Genomic DNA, 23,204 nt, shown 5'->3' on the forward strand with positions numbered 1-23,204 from the left:
ACACAACAGCTCGCATGGGATCCTCAGCGCACGCCTTGAGAGGCCAGGCCGTCGCCGGTGAACAGGTCGGTCGGCCAGCGTTTGGACTGCCGATGGTGGAAGGACTTGTCGTTGAGCACGTTGGCCACGTAGGCTTGCCCGGACAGCAGGTCGTAGTAGCCAAAGGTCTGCTGCACCGTGCCGGGGAAGTCGGGCATCACGTAGTTGAAGGCCCACAGCGTCTTCCACAGCTGGCCCTTGCCGTCCCAGCGGTCACCCAGCACCGCCTGCCAGGTGTCTTCGTCGAGGTAGTACACACTCTTGGGCGCCTGGTGGCGTTGCCCGGCCGTCAGGTTGGCCTCGACCACCCACACGCGGTGCAGCTCCCAGCGCACGTGCTCGGGGTTCAGGTGCTGGCCCTTGATGATGTCGGACTCCTTGGCCTGCAGAAAACCGTTTTGGTTGTAGGGCACCAGCACGTCCTTCTTGCCCAGCAGCTTCCAGTCGAACAGGCTGGTGGAGCCGGAGAACACGCTCAGTTCATCGAAAGACATCAGGCCGGCCGAGGCGGGCGTGGGCGTGTCGCAGCAGGCATTGGGCAGCTTGCGCACGCGACGCTGGCCGGTCAGGTAGACATAGGCGGCAGACTTGGAGGCGTCCACGTGGTTGCGCCCCACGATCATCTCGCCCGCGCGGATGGGAGGGCCGGCGTTTTCGAGGTTCACTTCCCAGAAGTAGCCGTCAAACTTCTCCGGCGACCCTTCTTCGTAGTAGTAGGGCATGCGCTGGCGGATCAGGCCATCGGTGGTCAACACCACTTTTCCGTCGGCGGTGATCTGGTACTGGCTCAGCTGGGCCTCCCAGGCCGTGCCGCGCCAGGCCAGCTTGTGGTTCCACATGGCTTCCAGGCCGTTCTTGGCAATGGGGAAGGGAATGCCGCCATAGGCCCCTTTGAGCGCATGGCCGTCCAGCGACGCGCGCGTGGCGTTCTTGGCCGTGTTGTCGTACACCCACTGCGGTGCCACGGCGGTACGGTGGGTCTTGTAGACGTTCAGGCGGTAAGAGTCCGGGTATTTCTTGAGCAGGGACTTGACGCCATCGCTGAGCTTGTCGGCGTGCTGGTCCATGTTCTGCGCCGTCACGGTGTAGAGCGGCTTTTCGTCCTTGAACGGGTTGCCACGGCGACCCCCGACCTTGTCGCCCGCAATCGCCTGGGTGAAGCCACCGGTCCAGGCCGGGATGCTGCCATCCTTGTTGCCAGCCTTTTCGGCCCCCAGGGGCGTGAGTTCGCCCTTGAGGCGCGCGGCCTCCTCGGGCGTGACGGCCGCCAGGGCGGTGCTGGCGGACAGCGCAAGGAATGCAGCGGCGCAGATCGCGCGCGGCGCGAGATGGAACTTCATGGGGTGGTCTCCGAAATCAGAAGGTGGTGCGCAGCGAGAAGGACACGAAGTCGCGGTCCTTCAGTGCTTGCTTGAACTGGGCGTTGCTGTTGTTGTCCAGCGTCGGACCTTCAGGGCCCAGGAACTTGACGTAGTTCAACGTCGCGACCCAGTTGCCCAGGTAGACCAGGGTGACGCCGATGTTGATGTCACCCCCCTTGTCCACGCCAAAGGCCGGGCCCACGGCGGAGGACTTGCCCCAGGTGTAGCCCACCCCGATGGAGGGCGATACGTCAATGCCTGGGAACAGCTGGCGGTAGGTGGGCGTGTAAGCCATGCGCACCGCGGCGGCCGATTTGTCGGCATTCGGGTTGAGGCGGGCTTCGTTCTTGGTGGTTTTCAGACGCGTGTTCCAAGCCACCTCGCCGACGAAACTGGCTTCGCGGGCAATGACACTGGGGCCCAGGCTGGCGATCCAGGAAAACTGCGCGTGCGCGGTGTCGCCCACCGCATAGCCTGGGTTGGAGGTGTTGTTGTAGGCCGTGCCCACGCCGATGGCGGGGATGATGGACTGGCCCGAGCTGCTCAGCGGCATGTTCTGGCGAAAGGAGACTTCGCCCGCCAGGCTCCATTCATCGATGGTCTTGGCTGCGCTCACACCATAGGCACGGGTGCCCTCGTGATAGACCCACTGGTAGCTGTTGGCGGTGAGCGCGGGCGGACGGCCATTGAGCGAGGTCCAGATGTTGCTCGGTCCGGTCGCGTGGAAGCGGATGGCGTAGAGACCGAACTGGGTGTCGATGTCCTCGGCATTCCAGCGCAGCTGCAGGCCGTACTGGCCGCTGTCGGACGCCCGGAGATCGGGCTTGCGCTGGAAGGTACCCGTTGGCCCGGCGTTGATGCTCTGGCCACCCGGCCCCAGTGGATCGCTGCCCGACAGGTAGGCGCCCGAAGGCATGAGCCGTGTCTTCTCCCATTCGTAGCCGACATAGCCGCCCAGGGTCACCGTGTCGCTGAGCTGGTAGGAGCCGGACAGCTTGCCGGTCGGCCGCGCGATTTCCTTGAACTGCGAGCTGGGCACCGATTGCAGCTTCACCAGGTCCAGCGGGGCCATGCCGCCGGCAATGCCGTTGGCGCCAAAAAACAGGCTCTCGCCCCAGAGCAAGGTGTGGCGGCCCAGGCGGCCCGACAAGCGGCGGCCGTCGAGCTCGGTGTTGCCGTACACAAAGGCATCGAGCAGCTCGGCCTGACGGCCCATGACGTCGCGGGTCTCGGTGGCGAACTGCGAGGCATGGGCCTGGTTGGCCGTGGCGGTCCGGTTGTCGGTGGCTCGGTTGTAGACCTGGTCGTACCAGGCGGCGGCACTCACACGCGCGCCGACGCTGTTGTACTTGACGTCCAGCTCGCTCAACACGTCCACACGGCTCGACACCAGGCCTTTGTCGAAGTTGTTGTTGCCGTCGTCCTGGTTGATGTTGTTGGCCCCCACGACACCCGTGGGACCAAACGCCGTGCGCGACAACCCGGGCGAACGGTCGGACAGGCGACGGGCAGCGCTGTACTTCACGGTGTTGTCCCACCGTATGTTGAGATCGGGATTGCCGGTGTCGAATTCGAGCGCCTGTGCACCGCTGGCCAGCAGCGATGCAACCGCCACCGCGCTCAAGCGAAGCCCCGCTGCCGCGGTGGATTGCCAAGTTCTCATGCGTGTCTCCAGATGTGTGTCTTGTTGGCCGCCCCGGCAAAAACAAGGCGGCTTGAAAGGCCACGCTGTGGGGGGTGGAGCGGACTGTACGGAGACGCGATATATTTGGGAAATGGATTGATTTGATTGTTCGAATCGATTTCAGTGATTCACAAAGGGTTAACACCAGGCCATGCGATTCAACAAACTGGACTTGAACCTGCTGGTGGCGCTGGACGCCTTGCTCTCTGAAAACAGCATCAGCCGGGCCGCGGAAAAAGTGCACCTGGGGCAATCGGCCATGAGCAACGCCCTGGCCCGGCTGCGCGAGTATTTCGATGACGAGCTGCTGGTGCAGGTGGGCCGCAAGATGGAGCCCACACCCCGGGCGCTGGCGCTCAAGGACCCGGTGCGGGACGTGCTCATCCGCGTGGAAGCCGCCGTGCTGTTGCAACCAGAATTCGATGCGGCCCAGTCAGACCGGGAATTCCGGCTCACGGTGTCGGACTACACCAACGCCGTGCTCATGCCCCATTTGCTGGCGCTGGTGCACCGCCAGTCGCTCAAAGTGCGTTTTCAGTTGCTGCCGCAAGTGACCAACCCCCAGCGGGCGCTGGAAAACGGCGAGGTCGATCTGATGATCATTCCCGACCGCTTTGCCGCCAAGGAGCACCCGGCCGAACAGCTCTTCGAGGAATCCTTCTGTGGCCTGGTCTGGCGCGAGTCGCCACTGGCCCACGGTGAATTGACGCTGGAGCGCTACCTGAACCAGGGCCATGTGGTCATGGAGCCGCCCCAGGCCAAGGCCTTCGAAACCCAGGCACTGGCGGAAATGGGCATCTACCGCCGGGTGGAGGTGACCACCTTCAGTTTCGCCACCGCGCCGCGCCTGGTGGTGGGCACCACCCGCATCGCCACCCTGCACCACCGGCTGGCGCTGCAGGCCGAACGCATGCTCCCCGTGGTGCGGCGCGAACTGCCGGTGCGCCTGCCCCCCATGCGCCAGATGATGCAATGGCACAAGTACCGCACCAACGACCCGGGCATTGCCTGGCTGCGCAAAACCTTGCACCAGGCGGTGCAGGCCATGGACCAGGACATGCACACCGCCTGAGATCCGGCGGGTGACGGCGCGCGGTCTGCCAGCTCAGGCAAGCATCGCGTGGGGGTCGATCACGTATTTGCGCGGTGCGCCAGCGTCGAATTCGGCGTAGCCACGCGGCGCGTCGTCCAGCGAGATCACCTCCACACCCACCACCTCGGCGATGTTGATGCGGTCCCACAGAATGGCCTGCATCAAGGCCCGGTTGTATTTCATGACCGGGGTCTGGCCCGTGAAGAAGCTGTGCGACTTGGCCCAGCCCAGGCCGAAGCGGATGCTGAGCGCACCCTTCTTCGCGGCGGTGTCCACGGCACCGGGATCGTCCGTGACGTAGAGGCCGGGAATGCCAATCTTGCCGGCCGCGCGCGTGATCTCCATCAACGAGTTCAGCACGGTGGCGGGTGCCTCGTGCTGCGCGCCCGAGTGGCCATGCCCGCGCGCTTCGAAACCCACGGCATCGATGGCGCAGTCCACCTCCGTGGTCCCCAGGATCTGCTCGATCTGTTCGCCGATCGTCGCGTCCAGCGAGACGTCCACGGTTTGAAACCCGACCCGGCGGGCGTGTGCCAAGCGCTCGGGATTCAGGTCGCCCACGATCACCACCGCCGCGCCTAACAGACGCGCCGACGCCGCTGCGGCCATGCCGACGGGTCCGGCGCCCGCCACATACACGGTGCTGCCAGGCCCGACACCCGCGGTGACGGCGCCGTGGAAACCCGTCGGGAGGATGTCGGTCAGGCAGGTCAGGTCACGGATCTTCGCGCGTGCATGCTCGCGATCGGGGAACTTCAGGAGGTTGAAGTCGGCATACGGCACCATGACGTATTCGGCCTGACCACCCACCCAGCCGCCCATGTCGACGTAGCCATAGGCGCCCCCCGCGCGCGAAGGGTTGACACTCAGGCAGACACCGGTGTGCTGCTCCTTGCACGTGCGGCATCGGCCGCAGGCCACGTTGAACGGAACGGACACCCAGTCGCCCACCTGCATGGTCTCCACATCGCGCCCGACCTCGACCACCTCACCCGTGATTTCATGGCCCAGCACCAAGCCGGTCGGTGCGGTGGTCCGCCCGCGCACCATGTGCTGGTCGGAGCCGCAGATGTTGGTCGAGACCACTTTGAGGATGACGCCGTGCTCGGCCTTGCGACCGCGCGGGTCCACCAGTTTCGGCGTGTCGATGGACTGGACTTCGACCCTGCCCGGTCCGGCGTAAACCACGCCTCGATTGTTGGCCATGTTGATCTCCTTGCTGTTGGGATGAAGAAATGCGCCACGCGCCTGGCTCGCCGCGCGACCTGCCGGTGAGACTGGACGTTTTCAGGCCGCTGCCATGTCCGTGGCCTGCTGCTGTTCCAGCAGCTTCGAGACAATGCGCCGCGCGCGGTTGGCGCCAACATCCACGTGGATGTCCAGCCACTTGGCCTGCTCGCCGAATTCGAGCATGTTCCTGTACTGGGCCTCGATCACCAGGCGGTCCTCATCGAAGGTGAAGGCGGTCTGCCGTACCACTTCGTCGATGTTCTCGGGCATGTCCGGGTGCTTGTTGCTGGCCATGCTCCAGAAGTAGTGGCACGTGGTCGCGGTCTCGGGCGTGATGCCGTGGAAGCCGCGCATGTGGAAGCCGCCCCGGTGGGGGTCGTCGATGGCGTCGGTGCCGGGCTCCACCGCACCGGTCCAGATGCGGAGATGGCTGAGGTCGAACTCGATTTCCTGCCACCGGTCGCAGGTGTCGCCAAACGGCCAGGCCGCCTTGTAGGTGGGCGGCGGCGTGGACCCGGGCATCAGCCGGACCACGCGCACCTGCTCACCCTCCTGCGTCACATTCATTTCCGCGTTCATGTGCAGGCGGGCGTTGCCACCGATGGTCTTGAGATGCACATAGCCCAGGTGGCTCAGGTCCAGCAGGTTGTCGTGGATCAGCTGCCAGGGCGCGTTGTAGTGGTAGTTGCCGCTGCCGAACTTGTAGAGCGGGTCATCGTGATGGGGGTAGTCGGGCGCGCTCTTGGTGGGCTCGGCTCCCTCGGTTTTGGGCATCCAGATCCAGATGATCTGGTTCTTCTCCACCACCGCATAGGCCTTGACCCGGGCCTTGGCCGGGATGCGCTCCTGGCCGGGGATTTCAATGCACTGCCCGCTGGGGGCGTACAACATGCCGTGGTAGCCGCAGCGCACGCCCGCGCCTTCCACCGTGCCACACGACAGCGGCAGCGAGCGGTGGCAGCAACGGTCCTCCAGCGCCGCCACCTGGCCCTCGCCGGTGCGGAACAGCACGACCTTCTGGTTCAGGAAGGTGCGCGCGATCGGCTTGTCGCCGAGTTCGGACGAGAACCCGGCCACGTACCACTGGTCGAGGGGAAAGGCATGGCTGTCGCCGATGCGCTGGATGTTGTTGATGGCAATGCAGTGGGTGGTCATGAAAGTCTCCTGGTGTGGCAGGGGGTCACTGGGCGGGTCAGAGGTCGAGCACGAGCAGCGGGGAACAGGCCCGGGAGCAACACGGCGTGAATTGGTCATTCGCCTGGCGTTCGCTGTCGGTCAGGAAGCTGTCCCGGTGCTCGGGCGCGCCTTCGAGCACGCCCGTGAGGCAGGTGCCGCAAACACCCGATTCGCAGGACACCGGCACATCGACACCGTGGTCCGCCAACACATCGATGACGCGCTTGTGCGAGGGCACGTGGATGAGCTGCCCGGTGCTGGCCACGCGCACGTCAAAGGCCGCATCGGCGGCGGACGCGGTCACCGCGCCAGCGAAATACTCCCGGTGCAGCCGCGATTCCGGCCAGCCCAGTTGCCGGGCGGTGTCGAGCACATGGCCCATGAAACCCGCCGGGCCGCAGACATACAGGTGGGTGCCCTCGGGCGCGCCTTCCAGCAGAAGCCGCGCATCGAATTTCTGCGCAGGTTCGCCATCGTCCGCATACACCCGCACCTGCGCGGCAAACGCCGATTGCGCGAGCTCGTCGACAAAAGCCATGCGGCTGGCGCTGCGGCCGCAGTAGTGCATCTCGAAACCCGCGCCGGTGGCGAAGAGGGTCCGGGCCATCGCCAGCATGGGCGTCACACCAATGCCCCCCGCGAACAACAGGCTGTGCTTCGCTGGCGTGAGGGGGAAATGGTTCTTGGGCGGGCTGACCTTCAAGCGGTCGCCGACCTGCACCCGTTCGTGCATGCCGGCGGAGCCGCCACGCGACGCCGGTTCGCGCAGCACCGCGATGCGGTAGCGGCCAGGCTCCGCCGGATCGTTGCACAGGGAATACTGACGGATCAGGCCCGGGGCCACATGCACATCCAGATGTGCACCCGCCGTGAAGGCGGGCAAGGCAGCCTCGTGGTCCGCCACCAGGTCAAAGCTGCAAATGCCGTCCACCTCTTGCTGGCGGCGGGCCACCCGAACCATCAACTCATTCATGTCGGTACTCAGTCGTCTTCTGTGGGGGGCCGTCGCTTGGCGGCGGCATGGGGGAACTTGGCTTGGACGTAGGCCTGCGTGGCGGCCTCGACCGCCGGCAGGTTCTCGTGCAGGCGGCGCAGCATGCCCAGCAGCACCTCCACCTCGTCGGCGCTGAGCACCGAGAGGAAGGCGCGTTCGCGCTCCAGCGCCACGCCGATGATCTGGTCGTGCAGCGCACGCCCCTCGGGCGTGAGCACGGCGATCCGGACCCGGCCGTCGGCGTCGTCCAGCTCGGTGCGGATCAGGCCGCGCGCCTGCATGCCCTTGAAGCAGCGGCTGACCGAGCCCTTGTCCATGCCGATCACGCGGGAAACCTGTTGCGCCGAAATCGCGCCTTCGATCGCCAGCAGCACCAGGCAGCGCCAGGTCTCGATGCCCACGTCGAAGGTGTTGAGGTAGTGTTGCGACGCGCCACGGGACAGCTTGTTCGTGACCCACGTCATGTAGGCCGGCACGTAGTGATCCAGGTTCACCGTGCGGGACACGGCACCTGTTTCGGTGACGTCCTGGGCTGGGGGGGTGTTTTTGCGGGTGTTCATACGCCGATGCTAATGAGCCCTCAATGCACCGCCATGCCGACCCAGCGCTCCAGCGCTTCGGTGTCGGCCAGGAGTTGGGCGGCGTCCGATTGGTGCACCACCACGCCGTGGTCCAGGATCACCGCGCGCTCGGCGTAGGCCAGTGCCTCGTCCACCTGCTGCTCGACGATGACAACGGTGATGCCTGTCTGCTGGCTCATGTGCCCGAAGGCACGCAGCAGTTCCAGCCGGATCAGCGGCGCCAGGCCCTCCAGGGGTTCGTCCAGCAGCAGCATCGTGGGCTGCCCCAGCAGCGCACGCGCCACCGACAGCATCTGCTGCTCACCACCCGACAGCTGCGCGCCGCCGTTGCGGCGCCGCTCTGCCAGGCGGGGAAACAAAGCATAGGCTTCATCCAGTGCGCCACGCGAGCGGCGTTTCAACCCGGCGAGCAGGTTCTCCTCGACCGTCAGCGAAGGGAAGATGTCGCGGGTCTGCGGCACATAACCCAGGCCCAGCTCGGCCCGCTGATGCGGCAACAACCGGGACACATCCTGCCCCTGGAAATACACCTGGCCATGGCGCAAGGGCAACAGGCCCATGATGGCGCGCAAGGCGCTGGTCTTGCCCACGCCATTGCGGCCGATCATCGCCAGACGCTCCTGCGGCCGGACCTCGAAGCTGAGGCCATCCAGCACCGTGGTCGGACCGTAGCCAGCCACCACGCCGTCGAGTTTCAAGATGGGTGCGTTCATGTTCAGTTCCCCAGGTAGGCCGCACGCACCTTGGGGTCGCGTCGAATGTCATCGGGTGAGCCATCGGCCAGCACGGCACCATCGGCCAGCACCAGGATGCGGGTGGCGAAGCGGAACACCAGGTCCATGTCGTGTTCGATGATGAGCACGGCAATGTCACGGGGCAGTGCGTCCAGCGCCGCCAGCAAGCGCGCGCCATCGCCCTTGGGCACCCCCGCCATGGGTTCGTCCAGCAGCAGGACCTTGGGGCGCAAGGCCAAGGCCAGCGCCATCTCGACCAGGCGCTGCTCGCCATAGGCCAGGTCCTGGGTGGCGGTGGCCGCATGGGCACGCAAACCAAACCGGGTCAGGATCTCCTGTGCTTCCTGTTGCAGCAGCGGATACGCGTCGATGCTGCGCCACAGGCGTCCCGTCAGGCCTTCGCGTTCGAACAGAGCCAATTCGATCTGCCGTTGCACCGCGAAATGCGGCGCCAGGGTGGTGATCTGGAAGGTGCGGGCCAGGCCGGCACGCACGCGGTGCGCCTGGCTCAAGGCGGTGACGTTTTCGCCGCGCAAGACGATGCCACCGCTGTCCGGCCGCAACACACCGCTGATCTGGTTGACCAGCGTGGTCTTGCCGGCGCCATTGGGGCCGATCAAGGCCAACCGGTCGCCCTCGCGAAGCTGGAAAGAGACCTTGCGGGTGACATGCAGACCACCGAAGCGTTTGTCCAGCGACTGGACGTCCAGCAACAGGCTCATGCGGCACCTCCGGCCCGACGACGCAGCCAGGCCCAGGCCTGGGCCGGCGACACCACGACGACCAGCATCAGCAGAGCACCCACCACGAAGAGCCAGTGGTAGGGATTGATCGACGATGCGGTGTGGTGCAGCAGCGTGAACACCGCCGCGCCCACCAGCGCACCGGTGAGACGGCCCGCGCCGCCGAGAATGAGCATGACCAGCGCCTCGGCCGACAAGGCGAACGACAGGCTGTCCATGCCCACCACCGCGTTCGTCTGCGCCGACAAAGCACCGGCGGCGCCGGCGATGGTGCCTGCCACGATGTAGAGCACCCACAGGCGAGCGAACACCGGTGTGCCCAGCGCCGCCATGCGGGCGCGGTTCTCATGGATGCCACGCACAGCCAAGCCAAACGGCGAGTTCACCACCCGGCGCGCCACGTAGAACAGCGCCACCAGCACCGCCAGCGCGTAATGCGCGGCCACACGGCCTTCAAGATCGAACTCGAACGCGCCCAGCACCGGCGCCATGACAAAGCCCGACAGGCCATCGTCGCCGCCGGTCCAGTCGCGCGCTTTCTGCGCCAAGTTGAGCAGTATCTGCGACACCGCCACGGTCAGCATCAGGAAGGTGAAGCCCTGGTAACGCAGGAGGAACGCGCCGGACACACAGGCCAGCAGCGCACCTGCGCCAGCACCCACCGCCAGCCCGACCAACGGGTCGGCCATTGCCCGCAGGGCGAAGATGCCAGCGGCATAGGCACCAACGCCAAACAGCGCCGCATGGCCCAGCGTGGCCAGACCCGCCACGCCGACCACGAGGTCGAGCGATAGGACGAACAGGGCGGTGATGAAGATACGGGTCAGCAGACCCAGTTGCTCAGGCATCAGCGCACAGGCCAAGCCACCCACGGCCAGCAACACCAGAGGGGCGCGCCAGGCGGGCGCACAACGTGGTGCCCCTGGGGCCGGCGCCACCGCCGACGGCGCGGCTGGTTTCAATGTCATGGTGTTCATCGCTTGAGCAAACCGTTGGGACGCCAGGCCAGCAATGCCGCCATGGCGATGAAGAAAAACAGGCTGCCCCACTCCGACGCCAGGTATTTGCTGGCGGTCTCGATCACGCCCAGCAACACGGCGGCGGCCAGGGAGCCGGCGATGCTGCCCATGCCACCCACGGCCACGACCACCAGCACCAGCACGAGGTACTTGAGTGCGTAGTAGGGCTCCAGCGGCATCAGCTCGGCACCCAGGATGCCCCCAAAGCCGGCCAGCGCGGCGCCGGCCGCGAAACAGGCGCACTGCACGGTGCGGATCGGAATGCCCAGGGTGGAAGCGGTGGCGCTGTGGTCCACCGCTGCACGCAGCCAGATGCCAAAGCGGGTGCGGGTAACGGTCCAGGCCGCGCCAGCGGCCACCAGCAGGCCGGCGCCGATCACGAGCAGCCGCTGGGCGGGCAGCGTGCGAAAGCCCAGGTCCACCGAGCCCGCGAGCGTGGCCGGCAAGACGATCAGCTGCACCTGCGGGCCGGCCAGCGCGTTGGTGGCTGCGATCAGCACGAAACTGAGGCCAATGGTGAACAACACCTGGTCGAGTTCCTTGCGACGGTAGAGGTGGCGCAGCACCAGGATTTCTAGCGCCGCGCCCAGCGCCGCCGTGAGCGCGACGGCCGCGGGCACCGCCAGCCAGAAGCTCCACTGTGCCTCGCGGGTGAGCAGTGCCGCGCAGTAGCCACCGACCATGGCAAAGGCGCCGTGGCTGAGGTTGACGAAGCGCATCAGGCCCAGCGTCACCGACATGCCCACGGCGATGACAAACAGCACCATGCCGTAGGCCAGGCCATCGATCAGGATGTTGAGAAAGGTGTTCACGGATGGGCTCTCAGCGCAGGCGACGACTCACTTGTCCAGGCCGTAGTCGATGTGAGGCCCAAAGCTCTGGACCTCTTTGTTGACCAGCTGCGCGCCGACTTTTTCCACCTTGCGCAGGTAGACGTTCTGGACGATGTGGCGCGTCTTGCTGTCAATGCGCACCGGGCCGCGCGGGCTGTCCCACTTCAGCGCGCGGGCGGCGGTGACCGCCTTGAGGCCATCCTTCTGGCCGCCAGTGGCTTCGATCATCTTGTGGATGACGTACATGCCGTCCCATGCGCCCACCGAGGCGTAGTTGGCCACCGCGCTGGGGTCCTGCTTTTTCAGGGCTTCAACAAACTTCTTGTTCTCGGGGGAGTCATGGGCGCCCGAATAGTGGAACGCGGTGGTCAAGCCCAGGGCGGCGTCACCGAACTTTTGCAGATCGAACTCGTCGGTTTCTGCGGTTCCAAGGAATTGCACGCCCGCCTTGGCGAGGCCATTCTCGTTGTAGGCCTTGACGAAACCCAGGTTGGGCGGACCACCCGGCAGAAAGGTGTAGACCGCCTGCGCCCCGCTGGCCTTGATGCGCTGCACAAACGGGCCGAAGTCCGTGGTGGAAATCGGCATGCGGATGCTCTCGACCACGGTGCCGCCCTGCTTCGTGAACTCGCTCTTGAACGCCGTCTCGGCGTCGATGCCGGGGCCATAGTCGGTGACGGCCGTCACCACCTTCTTCATGTCCTGCTTGGCGGCCCACTGCGCGATGGGCACCGTCACCTGCCACAAGGTGTAGCTGGTGCGAATGAAGTATTCCGACTTGTCGGTGATCGCCGATGTGGCGGCGTTGAAGATCACGGTCGGTGTCCTGGACTGCTGGATCAGTGGCGCGACCGCCATGGCGTTGGGCGTGAACACAAAGCCGCCCAGGTAGTCCACTTTGTCCTTGACGATCAGCTCCTGGACCAGCGTCTTGGTCTGGGCCGGATTCGGGCCGCCGGTGTCACGGTAGATGAACTCGACGCCCTTGCCCGCCAGCTTTCCGCCCTGGTTGGCGACATAGGCTTCCGCCGCGGCCTTGAACAAGGCGCCGTAATGGGCAAACGGACCGGAAAACGGTCCGACGATGCCCACCTTGATGGGCTGTGGCTGTGCCTGCGCGGGGGCAAACGACAGACCGCTGGCGGCGAGGAGCGCGCAATTGAGAACGCGGCGGGTGAGAGTCATGGCGGGTCTCCAGGGTTGTGTGCAGCGCCCCATTGGCCAATGGCTGCGGCTTTGATCTGTGTTGAATTATGGTTGGCAATTCAACCAGTTGCAATACCAACCGATTGGGGTTTTCCCTTGCTATGTGCTCCGCCCGTCCGGGCATTCCACAGCTGCACACATCAGGTCAAGCTGGCTTGAACGGGCCAATGCAGCCGCGAAGTGATTCACGGCATGTCTTTTGGCGTATTGATTACTAAAAATAACTTTACCCATTTTTTTTCGATCAAATCGACCTCCTTTAACAAACTTCGGATAAAGTTCAACAATGACAAGGACTTAGCGTGCCCTCCTCTGCTGTCACCTTCAGTTTGAAGAAAAAGCTCACACCCACGCCGGCACCCGCTCATGCGCACCACCATGAAAAAACCGCCCAAAGGCGGTTTGTCCAACCCATCACCGGGATTCGGCCGGTGTCACCTTCTTCCTCGGTCTCCCACCCAAACGCCCATTGGCCCTGGCCGCCTGTGCTTTCTGGGCTGTTTTGGCCATGCCACCGCGTTTTCCGGCCTGCACAGCGGTCCAACTTCGCGTGCCCAGCACGCCTTCAAGCAGGCTCGGGATGAACACATCCGCATCGAGTTGGGGAAAATGCATGCCCCACCCGTTGGGCGATATCTCGATCTGGTCCAACTGGGCTGGCGTGGCGGCCTCCAGACCCTGTACGGTCGACGGAAGGAAACCCAGCATCAGGCCGTTGGACAGCGTCACCTGGACACGCTGCGTTCGCCGATCGAATTGCGCCGCTGTGGCACGGGCATAGGGACCCAGACCTCGATCCCCGGGGGCGCGGGCAGCTGTCTTCTCCATCGGGTCGTCAGCGGGATCCATGGACACCCTCCTGTCCGTTGCACACCACCATCACGGCCGCTCGAGACCTCAACCTCCATGGCGACCTCCACTCCGGCACCACGCAGCCGGAAACGGGCGACTCGACAGCCCGACAAATTGTTTGAAAAAACCCAAGCATATTGGGATATTTTGTCTGAAATTGAGGCAAACCCCTGCCCGTCATCTGTTGATCTTGGCGTTCAAGCCATGCGTCCACGAGCAGACCCTGCACCTCAAAAAATACGAACTCTTCGGGCATCGCCCATGCGGCCGTTGACATGACACACAGCAAACATCACGCGGCTCGCCGCCTTGGCCCCCACCACTTCGCTTATTTGCGGGCGATCGCCGAAGGTATTTCAGTGCAGGAAAGCGCCCGGCGCTACCTTGGCGTCGAGCATGGTCATCAGGTCCAAGCCGCCCACACGGAAACCATCGATGCGGTGCGCGCCATCGCGCGGCGTTCTGGCCAATCGGCCTGGCGCCTCATCGGCTTGAAGATCACGCCTTCCGCCGTTCAGGAACCCATGAGTCTGGACGACTTCATCGTTCAACGGGACCTTGATGGCTGGAGCGAGAGCGAAGTGCTCCAGATGTACCAAGAGGCGTTCCCCCTGGACCGCCGAACACATCGACGAGAAAAACTGCGCCAACGCCAGATTGATCTCATCCAGCAGCTGCACATGCAGGCGGCCGAAACGCCCTCGCCTGCCGATCTTGTGACAGGCTGGTTTGATGGCATCACCACAAGCAAACTCCATGCGGCCGGCATTTGGACGCTCGGCGACCTCCACGCCCGCATTCATTTAGGCGGGCGCTGGTTCGCGGATCTGCCGGGCGTGGGTCAAACGAAAGCACAGCGCATCGAACGGCACCTGCGCGGGCTCCTGCCAGACCTTGCTGCGCCGCCAAAACGCGTATTTAAGCTGCTGGAGGGCTCAAACATCGACCTCACAGAAGGCCGCAAGCGCGCTTTTCTCGACACCGCCAATACCCAGGCCACCCCAGACCACAAAAACGGCTCTGAGGCGCTCTATTCGCGTCCGGAAATCGAAAATGGGTTATCAATCGCTCCTGGTATGGAGTTTTTGCCCTCTCCCACCCGAGGGCTGGACGCACCGTCCGATCTGGCCGCGGTCGATGCCTGGATTCGCGCGCGGTCCGGTTCGGTGGCTACCGAAAAATCATTTCGACGCGAGGCGCACCGCTTGATGCTCTGGCTTCAACACGAACGCGGGGGCCTTGACTTCAAAAGCATGACCGCGGAGGACTGCTCAGCGTACGTGGTCTTCCTGGCCCACGTGCCTGCCCACTGGATTTCGCGACGAAGAGCCCGACCGGGAGAAGCAGGATGGGCACCGTTTCGTGGACAGCTCACTGCGCAGAGCCAAAGACAAGCACTCGCGCTGGTTGGCGCGCTGTTCAACTGGTTGCATGCCACGAGTTATATCCACGGCTCGCCGTGGGCAAGGCTCGACATGCCCAGGGCACGAAGCGCCACGGCCACGCCCCGCAACGTCGAACCGCAGAACGTGAAGCGGTTCAGCGACGTGGTCATGAACAAGATCATGTGCTTCATTGAAGCGCAGCCGCCCTCCCCTGCGCGTGATCGGATCCGATTCATTTTTCGATTTGTTCAAGCCGTGGGCTTGCGCCCTGGCGAACTTCTCCAGACCAGACTGGGAGACGTGCAAAAGGAACAAGGCGAATGGTTTTTGCGAATCGCAGGCCAATCGGCTCGCACTCGAATGGTGGCGATTCCCGGTCAGGCCCTCGCGGCCTTGCACCGCTATATAGGCGAACGAGGTTGGGACGGAATTGAAAGCGCACCACCGGACGCACCGCTGCTGTCCAACGTCAGCAATCCGATGACGCCAGTGAGTTACCCAGCGCTTTACAAGCACGTTCGCAGCTGGGTCGCGCGGGCCGTTGCTGCCGCTGACCTGCCAGTCAACGACGGCCAAGTTCTCAGCAAAGCATCGACATATTGGCTGCGCCACACCTTCGGAACGCAAGGTCTGCCCAAGGGTGTTTCCGTTGAGGTTTCGCGGGCCCAACTGGGCCAAGGCCCCAGCACTCTCACAGCTGAGCGCTACAAACAAGCGCCACTGGACAAATACGCATCACAACTGGACAAGGCCTTCGGCCAGGACATTTGAGCGTTGTGCTCGAAAGAAGGCGACCAGGCGTTTGGGCGCCCTGGGCCATCGAGTCGTCCGGCAAGAGCGATCAGCAACACCACGGCGTTGCCACCTTGTATTGCTGCCGAGGACCCGATGAGCACGTCGCTTCCTGGCAATTCCACTCGATTCGGTGACGTCCAAGTCCCCCGCTTAACCAGAACAATGCTTCTGGGCGGCCCTTGATTGTTCGCCAAAGGCGGCAAGGTTTTGGTGCTTGATCCGATGGGGGCGGGACAGCTGTTCGTGATGGACCTTCGAGCGAGGGGAGGTCACTGACAACTGGGGGTTTTTTGATACGGCCGTCGCTGTTCTCAATCAACGGAAGAGGGGGGTGGAACGGTTCCACCCCCTTTCCGAGTTGCAAGGAAACTGGATCGTTCCCCCTTTTTTCAGTCCATACATATGGTGCAAAAGGTGAAGCAACGACCCTATCGGGCAGCACTTTTGGTGTTTGAAGAGAGGTCACCCGTCCAGACAACTTGGCGTGAAGAACACTTTGCCGCATGGAGAGGGAAGGGGGTGGAACGGTTCCACTCCCCTAGGCAGATCAAGCCGCCGGCTTGCGATCAGTTTGCCTTGCGCTTGCAACTCCAGGCACGCTGGAGATCAAGAGATTGATTTGAAAGCTGTGCGGATGGGCGCGGGCCACCAATTCCTCCGCTGAACCACCCTGCCGTCTGGTAACTTTATCCGCATGAAGATCGGGAGGGGAGGGGGGGGGTGGAACGGTTCCACCCCCCATCAACTCAAGCCAAAAACTTGGCAATCATCGCCTTGGCTTCCGCAAACCGGGCAGGTTCAATGTTCTCGAGATCGATTCGGATACTTCGCTTTCTGGCGTTGTACGAAAGCTTGCCCTTTTGCCCAGCTTTGCCATCAAGCTGTTCCTCCCGCTTGGCAGAGGAGGGGGGTGGAACGGTTCCACCCCCCTCCGTCAAGCGTTTGAAAATGTCGGCAGCAGGCAGTTTGGGCGAGTGCGCTTGAAGTTCCTTGGCCACCGCCAGGACACGTTCAGGATCCTTCTGAATAGCCCCCACAAGATCTGACACCCAGCGGTATTGCAACTCCAGCGGACTGGCGAACGCTTCCAACACATCTGTCGGCAAACGGGCAAGTGCCAACGACTTGCCCAGCTGACTCAGATCAATGCCCACCGCTTCGGCCAACTTCCGTGCTGAGGGAAACAAACCATGATCAAGCGCTTTGGCGTACATCAAGCCGACCTCGTAGGGGCGGAGGTCCTTGCGTTGTCGGTTCTCCCTGTCCATTTCCACGAAGAGAGAGGTGTCGTCCAGTTCCTCCACGAGCGCGAGTACAGGCAATCCCAGTTCGAGGCATGCCTGGTGGCGCCTGTGCCCGAAGATGACTTCGTACCGGTCCGAACCATCGTTCAGGGGACGAACCTTGATCGGTTGGACGGTTCCGCCTTGAGCCAGTATGTCCGCCTTGAGCGCTTCAAACTCGGCATCGACGAAGGAAAGCTCATGCCGGTTGGCCCACTTGCTGCGCACCACCTTCTGGGGGTCCAGCCGTTTTGCAGGCAAACTTCCTTCAAACTCCCTGAGTTGCTCCTTGAGCCGCGACGCCTCCTGGATGGCGGCAGACTGGCGGTCGGTGAACTGCGCCATCGCGCCAATGGCGGTTTTGGGCTTGGTCCCCGTATCACGCGTCGTCGCGGTTGTGGAGGCCAGCAACGGACGACGCGGAGCGATCACCAGGCTGGCTTTCTCAAGCAATTTCTTTCCCATGATGCGTCTCCTCGCTTAGGGCTTCGTGGTCTTGGATGCAGCGAGCTGCTTGTCCCACGCCGCTCGAATCGAGCTTTCAACGTAACGAACAAACTGGTCATAGGCATCGCGCGCGCGCTTGAAGGTCCGGGCGTTTCCGTCGTACTTCTGAATGTCATAGACCGTCGAAAACTCCGCACTCGCACTGCTGGCAACCGCCGTTTTGGGTATTTCGACAGGCAGCACCTTCTCCTTGTAGGTCGCCTGAATCCAAGAGCGGACGATGTCGCTCGTGGACTCGGCCGAATCCACGCGAGACAGCAACACGTGTATGAAATCGAACTCCTTGTCCAGGCCTCGGCTCGTGAGCATCTCCGTGCTGAGGTCAGAGAAGAGGTTCCAGAACTGACTGGCCGACGCGTAGTCAAGCGCGTTGGGGGGCAGGGGCATGACCAGGCCATTGCTGGCCATGAGGGCGTTGATGGTGATGTAGCTCAGACTGGGCGGGCTGTCGATGACGATCACGTCGTATTCAGCGCGCACGTCATCAATGCCGAGGTTGAGCACGTTCCAGAACTCGAAGTGAGGCTCCTGGGTCTGACGGGCGGGGAGAGCGAATTCCGCTCCAAACAAGCAGGGCGCCGCGGCCACCAAGTCAATGCCATCCCAGTAGGTCGGCCGGATGGCGTAGCGGATCGATGTCTCTTCACCCAAGGCCAGGGGCAACACCGTGTCTTCTTCGGTCACCTCCGTATCGGGCAAGATCCCAAACAACGTGGTGAGCGAACCCTGAGGATCCAGGTCGATGACCAGTATCTTGAGGCCCAGCAAGGACAGTCCCTGAGCGAGCGTCATGGCGGTGGTCGTCTTGCCAACACCTCCCTTGAAGTTCGCGATGGCAATCGTGACGGCTTCCGCGCCCGCAGGACGAAGTTTGTCTTTTCGGTAAGCTCGGATCCACTCGCGGGTTTCTTTCAAACTGAATTCGCGGCGACTGCCAGTTGTATTCAGGTTACCCTGAGGCAGGTCACCTTTTGTCATCCGGTGGATGATGGTGCCTTTTTCGACGCCACAGTAGCCCGCCAACTGGCTGAGGTTGATGACCAACTCTTGCTTGCGTGATGTCGGGTTGAGCATCACGGCCCTCACCTGGTCCATCATCTCGGCAGACAGTGCCGCCTGTTCCGCAATGTCTTGAAGGTTGATGGCCGGTTTTCTGATACTTTTTGTGCTTGCCATGAAAATCTCTCGATGATGTGAATGCCAGTGCATTTTACGAAAATGTGCAGGTTCTTGGAACTTATGGTCAACCAGCTGGTTTTCTCAATGTTCTACGCCCCCGATCTCCTGTTTTTTCTCCGCACGGGTGCCTCATCAGGGTTTATTCAATCAAAAACCTCTAAGGCCTTTAATACCTTTAGGTGTCAAAATATTCTTTAAAATCAATCGCTTAGATGACTTTGAGTGAGACTCTTCAGGAGAACACGTGAAGGTTTACGGGACAGCCCGTGAGTGAATACAGGTCTTCTCGTGTGGTTTTTCGGGTGATTTTGTGAGTGAATACGGGTGCCAAACCGCTGTAGGGGGCCTGAAAACGTTGGTGACCGGATAGCTGGTGACTCAACTGCCACGAAATGGCCCAATAGGGCACCTTGGGTATCACCATACGTGAGAGTTTTCAGGGGCTGTAAGCGGGTGTCAGACCGCCACACTGGCGGAAGTTGTCGATTTCACGTGAGAGTTTTCAGGTGGTTGATCGACTACGCAGCAGGACACCATGTGTGAGACGGTGATTTCACACAAGCCTTGGCCTGTAGTAGAGTGCCGCAAATGAATGATGTGGCCCATTTCGCAACCCTTGACCCGCTGAAGAAGCCGGTCAATACCCTTGCTATCGTTCCCCAGAATCGAAAAATCACCGCCCTGGGCCGCAAGGCTTACAACGTGATGCTCAACATCGCGCAGTCCCAGGGTGTCGAGAAGGAGACATACCGAGCACCCCTGTCAGAGATTGTCAGTGGCATCGACTACGGCTCCAACGACATGGAGCTGATCAAAAAGCACCTGCGCTCCATGGCGTCGACCATTGTGGAATGGCAATCTCCGACAACAGGGGAGGGCAGCAAGTGGACGGTTTGCACCCTCATCGCACATGCCGAGATCCTGAAGGAGCGGAATCAGAATTTTCTGATCTGGAGTTATGCCCAGCCTTTGCGACAAGAACTGCTGTCGCCGGCCGTGTTCTCAAAGCTCTCGATCGGCATGTTGTCCCAGATGCACACCCACGCCGGGATCGTGCTGTACGAGATTTGCACCCGCTACAAAAACGTAGGACGAACATCACGCCAGCACTGGCGATGGTGGTTGCCTGTGTTGTCTGGGCACCCAGATTCTGAACGGCTGGCAAAGATTGAATACCGCTTCTTCAAGCGAGACACCATCAAACCGGCGATTGCCGAGGTCTGCGCCATCACCGACATCGAGATTGAGCTGGTTGAGTACAAGGATGGCAAAAGCATCAGCGAGATTCAATTCAATGTAAAGGTTAAGGCGCAAGCGCCACTGCCATTGAAGAGCCCGCCCAAGCCAGTGGATCTTTCCATCATCAAGAAGGCCGGCGAGCTCAATATCTCGGAGGAAAGGGTCGAGGACCTGGTGGCCAAGCACAGCGAAGAAGAAGTGAAGCAAGCGCTCACTGAACTCGAGGTGCGGATGTTGAACGCATTTCCCGGACCTGTGCGGGACCCTCACCGGTACCTCAAGGCGCGTTTGTCTGGCGTGCAGCAACAGGTGGAGGCACCCATCAGTGCAGAAGAAGCCGAGACCTTGTCACGCACCGAAACGCTGAAAAAGCAGGTTGAGCTGAAAGCCTCGTGGCGAGACGAATGGCTGCGCCGCAAGAAGATTGAGGTGGTTGCTTCGATTCAGGCGTTTTCTGAGGAGCGGATCCGGGAACTTGAGGCCGACTTGGTCGGTGAACTCGTGGCCAAGAATGCGCACCCTTCCGTGATCAAACGCCTGCAGACCAATGGTTGGGATCACCCACTTGTACGGCATCTGATGATCGATTATTTCGCCACGGCTGCGTTGGGTGAGGGCTGGGATCAACCGTCGACAGAAGATCTGCTGGATATCGCAAGTGAAGCGGCGAAGGTGTCTTGATGGGGTAGCCCAGGCTGTTGGCAGGCGTTCTGCCGAACATCAAAGGGATTGCTCGATGTGACGGTCGCCGCGCAGATCGAGGGCGATTGTGCGTGCGACACCGGCACGGGGCGAATACGACAAGAGATGGGGGAAGATTTGAAGCGGTGCCGCGCAGCGGATTTTGAGCACGACCTGCCACATCAAGTGAGCAGGTCGTGAATCGCTGGCGTATTACAGCGCGGCGTCTTTGAGCTTCTTGAAGAAGCGCGCCTTGAGCTTGACACTGGCCGGCTTGGACTTGAAAACCCGCTCTTCCTTCGTGAACGGATCGATACCCTTGCGAGCCTTCTTGGCCGGCACTTGCTGAACGGCAACGCGAACAATGCCTGGCAGGGTGAATTCACCTGCGCCCTTCTTGTGCACGGACGCCAGCATGGTTGCCTCCAGGGCCGCCATCACAGCGCGCACTGCCTTGGGCTCCACACCAGATGCCGTTGCCAGATGGGCTGCAAGACTCGTCTTGTTGAACGTTTCCTTGATCGGCTTGAGTGCAGCGGCTGGTTGTTTGGCCGGAGTCGCTTTGGGCGCGGCTTTCACTGCGGGTTTTGCTGCTGCCTTGGGAGCCGCTTTTGTGGTTGTCGACTTTTTAGCTGTTGCCATGGAAATGGGAATCGAAACGTTGAGTTGTGTCATGGCCGAATTGCGCATGAGCATTTCATTCTAGAGCCCAACGGTCAAGGTGCGTCAACGTGAATCATCGAGATGGTGGCTGAGGCCCCGCAGAAGGGTCTTGGCGTCCTTGATGCCCAAGTCCTTGCAGATGTCCATGGGAGAGACGCCAGCGCGCAAGCGCCGCACGATGACGGAGTTGCGGATGACCCCGGGGCCGACATGGCCAGGGCAGGGGACAGCGGCGGCCATGCAGGCCGCTTCGACCTGGTGGTAGACGAGGGCAAACAGCGTGGCCTTGGACAGCGAGTCCAGTTGTGTGGACGTGAACACCAGGGCACTGGGCTTGCCCACCGTCTGGCGCACGGCGAGCCAGCGTTGCAAGGCGGGCCCGGCAGGACCACTGGTGGAGATCTCCCGGCGCTGTGCCAGGCGTGGCCCATCCAGCCTGAGCAGGAACTGGCCGGGATGCAACCTGTTCTTTCGAACGTGCGCGACCTCCAGCGCACGCAACTCAGCGGAGGTCATGCCACATTCGAGCAAGAGCAGCATGATGGCACCGTCGCGCAACTCGATCGGTGTGGGGTGGGCCGGCATGCACTGGTACAGGGCCTCGAACACGCCAGGAGGCAAGACCTGTCCACCACGTTCGCGTTCGGTCGGCAAAGGACCCAGCAGCTCAGCGGTGAAGGGATGGTCTGGCATCAGGCCACGCATGACGGCGTGGGCATACACGCGGCTGAGCAGCTCGCCGTAACGATGGCGGGTGACAGGCGAGATGCGGCGCGCGCTGGACTTGGCATTGCGCTTGGAAGCAGGGGAGGGCCCATAGGCCAGGAAAGCCTCGGCGTCCGCCAGGCTGATCTGGGTGAAGTGGGGTGGGAGGCCCGATTGAGATCGAGAAGGGCTGGCATCCCTCAACCAATCCAGCCACTTTTTCCAGATGAAGGAATAGGGCAGGGCCGCTTCACGCGAAAGGGGGTCGTGGTAATCGTTCTCGCGATCGGCCAGCCAGTCGTCGAACAGCGCGCCAGGCACCATGAGATCCGGGGTCGGCGGGGGCTTCTGTGTGGGCATGGGACAACAAACCTGGTGGGAACGGTACTGGAAAAGCGGTGCCAATACAAAACTTACCACACCCGTGCCTGGCACGATACCTGCAGATATCTGTTGATTGCCAGAGGAGTGCAAATTAATGTTTTAAGTGTTTTTAAAACAACCGTTGTAAGTCTTGTATTTCGGACTTGGCAGTCCCCTGCTTCCGGTAGGTCTTGCATGCGCGCTCGAAAAAGAGCTCTGTGCTGCGCGCAACTTACCGTGTCAGCGGTACGATGTGTTGTATGAGCACCTTCAACAGCAGCCTGAAATCGGAAATTGCACGTGTCGCACGCAAGGAACTCAAAGATGAGTTGCTTGCACTCAGAAAGACGAGCACGGCACATCGCTCCGAGATTGCCGCACTCAAGCGCGACGTCAAAGCATTGATGATGGCCCTGCGCGCCACGCAGCGCTCATTGCCCAAGGCGCCGGCCGCAGCACCGGACAAGGTCAAGGGCGCCCCGCAGCCACGCGCGCCCAAACCGTCTGCGGCCGACTTCGATTCAACCGCCTTTGCGGCACAGCGCCAAGCACTCGGTATTACCCAAGCGCAGATGGCAAAGCTCGTTGATGCCTCGGCGCTGTCCGTCTACAAATGGGAATCGGGCAAAGTAAAACCTCGTGCAGCGCAACTTGAACGCATCAATGCCATGAAGAAGTTGGGCAAGCGCGCCGTCGCGGCCCGCCTGGCTGAATAAGCAGCGCTGAAAAACGCCCCAGCCTCCGTCTTTCCTAAGCCGGAAGCGATCTATGCCATCACAGCAGCGGGGGGGGTTTTGGCCCGCGGGGGTAGATAGGCCCGCAGGAACCGGCCCGGGGGGGCGCGGTGGGGTTGGGGGGG

At 62.3% G+C, this 23,204-nt stretch carries 20 protein-coding genes; 4 read left to right on the plus strand and 16 right to left on the minus strand.

Annotated features, from left to right (window positions below; all coding sequences use genetic code 11):
• Positions 1 to 23: 23 nt before the first annotated feature.
• Both AAHB17_RS12485 and AAHB17_RS12490 read right to left on the minus strand, forming a co-directional pair.
• On the minus strand, positions 24 to 1,379 hold the full coding sequence (locus tag AAHB17_RS12485) for a DUF1329 domain-containing protein (RefSeq protein ID WP_342130915.1): 1,356 nt from the start codon (positions 1,377 to 1,379) through the stop codon (positions 24 to 26).
• 16 nt (positions 1,380 to 1,395) lie between these two features.
• Complete coding sequence (locus tag AAHB17_RS12490) at positions 1,396 to 3,063, minus strand: DUF1302 domain-containing protein (RefSeq protein WP_342130916.1); 1,668 nt, start codon at positions 3,061 to 3,063, stop codon at positions 1,396 to 1,398.
• A gap of 172 nt (positions 3,064 to 3,235) precedes the next feature.
• On the opposite strand from AAHB17_RS12490, the gene AAHB17_RS12495 reads away from it, so the two are divergent.
• Positions 3,236 to 4,156: a LysR family transcriptional regulator gene (locus tag AAHB17_RS12495; RefSeq protein ID WP_342130917.1), complete on the plus strand. Its 921-nt coding sequence runs from the start codon at positions 3,236 to 3,238 to the stop codon at positions 4,154 to 4,156.
• Positions 4,157 to 4,189: 33 nt separating this feature from the next.
• Here the strand turns inward: AAHB17_RS12495 and fdhA are convergent, their stop codons facing one another.
• From fdhA to AAHB17_RS12545, 10 genes are all read right to left on the minus strand, one after another.
• Positions 4,190 to 5,383, minus strand: a complete 1,194-nt coding sequence (gene fdhA, locus AAHB17_RS12500) for a formaldehyde dehydrogenase, glutathione-independent (RefSeq protein ID WP_342130918.1) — start codon at positions 5,381 to 5,383, stop codon at positions 4,190 to 4,192.
• A gap of 81 nt (positions 5,384 to 5,464) precedes the next feature.
• Complete coding sequence (locus AAHB17_RS12505) at positions 5,465 to 6,562, minus strand: aromatic ring-hydroxylating dioxygenase subunit alpha (RefSeq protein WP_342130919.1); 1,098 nt, start codon at positions 6,560 to 6,562, stop codon at positions 5,465 to 5,467.
• A 37-nt stretch (positions 6,563 to 6,599) separates the two neighbouring features.
• Complete coding sequence (locus AAHB17_RS12510) at positions 6,600 to 7,556, minus strand: PDR/VanB family oxidoreductase (RefSeq protein ID WP_342130920.1); 957 nt, start codon at positions 7,554 to 7,556, stop codon at positions 6,600 to 6,602.
• Between the two features lie 8 nt (positions 7,557 to 7,564).
• Positions 7,565 to 8,137: a MarR family winged helix-turn-helix transcriptional regulator gene (locus AAHB17_RS12515; RefSeq protein WP_342130921.1), complete on the minus strand. Its 573-nt coding sequence runs from the start codon at positions 8,135 to 8,137 to the stop codon at positions 7,565 to 7,567.
• 20 nt (positions 8,138 to 8,157) lie between these two features.
• Positions 8,158 to 8,871: an ABC transporter ATP-binding protein gene (locus tag AAHB17_RS12520; RefSeq protein ID WP_342130922.1), complete on the minus strand. Its 714-nt coding sequence runs from the start codon at positions 8,869 to 8,871 to the stop codon at positions 8,158 to 8,160.
• A gap of 2 nt (positions 8,872 to 8,873) precedes the next feature.
• The gene (locus tag AAHB17_RS12525; RefSeq protein ID WP_342130923.1) at positions 8,874 to 9,614 is read right to left on the minus strand and encodes an ABC transporter ATP-binding protein; all 741 of its coding nucleotides are present in this window, start codon (positions 9,612 to 9,614) and stop codon (positions 8,874 to 8,876) included.
• On the minus strand, positions 9,611 to 10,603 hold the full coding sequence (locus tag AAHB17_RS12530) for a branched-chain amino acid ABC transporter permease (protein WP_342130924.1): 993 nt from the start codon (positions 10,601 to 10,603) through the stop codon (positions 9,611 to 9,613). The genes AAHB17_RS12525 and AAHB17_RS12530 overlap by 4 nt, the downstream gene beginning before the upstream one ends.
• A 5-nt stretch (positions 10,604 to 10,608) precedes the next feature.
• Positions 10,609 to 11,466 carry a branched-chain amino acid ABC transporter permease gene (locus AAHB17_RS12535; protein ID WP_342130925.1) on the minus strand — a complete coding sequence of 286 codons (858 nt, stop codon included), beginning with the start codon at positions 11,464 to 11,466 and terminating at the stop codon, positions 10,609 to 10,611.
• Positions 11,467 to 11,493: 27 nt separating this feature from the next.
• Positions 11,494 to 12,672 carry an ABC transporter substrate-binding protein gene (locus AAHB17_RS12540; protein ID WP_342130926.1) on the minus strand — a complete coding sequence of 393 codons (1,179 nt, stop codon included), beginning with the start codon at positions 12,670 to 12,672 and terminating at the stop codon, positions 11,494 to 11,496.
• 435 nt (positions 12,673 to 13,107) lie between these two features.
• Positions 13,108 to 13,542, minus strand: coding sequence for a DUF2442 domain-containing protein (locus tag AAHB17_RS12545; RefSeq protein WP_342130927.1), 435 nt, complete (start codon positions 13,540 to 13,542; stop codon positions 13,108 to 13,110).
• Between the two features lie 278 nt (positions 13,543 to 13,820).
• On the opposite strand from AAHB17_RS12545, the gene AAHB17_RS12550 reads away from it, so the two are divergent.
• Complete coding sequence (locus AAHB17_RS12550) at positions 13,821 to 15,701, plus strand: phage integrase family protein (protein WP_342130928.1); 1,881 nt, start codon at positions 13,821 to 13,823, stop codon at positions 15,699 to 15,701.
• Between the two features lie 770 nt (positions 15,702 to 16,471).
• Here AAHB17_RS12550 and AAHB17_RS12555 read toward each other — a convergent pair.
• Both AAHB17_RS12555 and AAHB17_RS12560 read right to left on the minus strand, forming a co-directional pair.
• Positions 16,472 to 17,473 carry a ParB/RepB/Spo0J family partition protein gene (locus tag AAHB17_RS12555; protein WP_342130929.1) on the minus strand — a complete coding sequence of 334 codons (1,002 nt, stop codon included), beginning with the start codon at positions 17,471 to 17,473 and terminating at the stop codon, positions 16,472 to 16,474.
• A 15-nt stretch (positions 17,474 to 17,488) separates the two neighbouring features.
• Positions 17,489 to 18,691 carry a ParA family protein gene (locus AAHB17_RS12560; protein ID WP_342130930.1) on the minus strand — a complete coding sequence of 401 codons (1,203 nt, stop codon included), beginning with the start codon at positions 18,689 to 18,691 and terminating at the stop codon, positions 17,489 to 17,491.
• Positions 18,692 to 19,282: 591 nt separating this feature from the next.
• On the opposite strand from AAHB17_RS12560, the gene AAHB17_RS12565 reads away from it, so the two are divergent.
• Positions 19,283 to 20,614, plus strand: coding sequence for a replication initiation protein (locus AAHB17_RS12565; RefSeq protein ID WP_342130931.1), 1,332 nt, complete (start codon positions 19,283 to 19,285; stop codon positions 20,612 to 20,614).
• A gap of 213 nt (positions 20,615 to 20,827) precedes the next feature.
• On the opposite strand, the gene AAHB17_RS12570 is transcribed toward AAHB17_RS12565, so the two are convergent.
• Together AAHB17_RS12570 and AAHB17_RS12575 are read right to left on the minus strand one after the other, a co-directional pair.
• Positions 20,828 to 21,256 (minus strand): HU family DNA-binding protein, encoded by a 429-nt coding sequence (locus tag AAHB17_RS12570; protein WP_342130936.1) that lies wholly within the window; start codon positions 21,254 to 21,256, stop codon positions 20,828 to 20,830.
• Between the two features lie 84 nt (positions 21,257 to 21,340).
• Complete coding sequence (locus AAHB17_RS12575) at positions 21,341 to 22,342, minus strand: tyrosine-type recombinase/integrase (RefSeq protein ID WP_342130932.1); 1,002 nt, start codon at positions 22,340 to 22,342, stop codon at positions 21,341 to 21,343.
• A 263-nt stretch (positions 22,343 to 22,605) separates the two neighbouring features.
• On the opposite strand from AAHB17_RS12575, the gene AAHB17_RS12580 reads away from it, so the two are divergent.
• Entirely contained in the window at positions 22,606 to 23,061 is a 456-nt protein-coding gene (locus tag AAHB17_RS12580; protein WP_342130933.1) for a helix-turn-helix domain-containing protein, read from the plus strand.
• The last annotated feature ends 143 nt before the right edge of the window (positions 23,062 to 23,204 follow it).

It is taken from the genome of Hydrogenophaga sp. OTU3427 (assembly GCF_038440225.1).
Taxonomy (GTDB): Bacteria; Pseudomonadota; Gammaproteobacteria; order Burkholderiales; family Burkholderiaceae_C; genus Hydrogenophaga.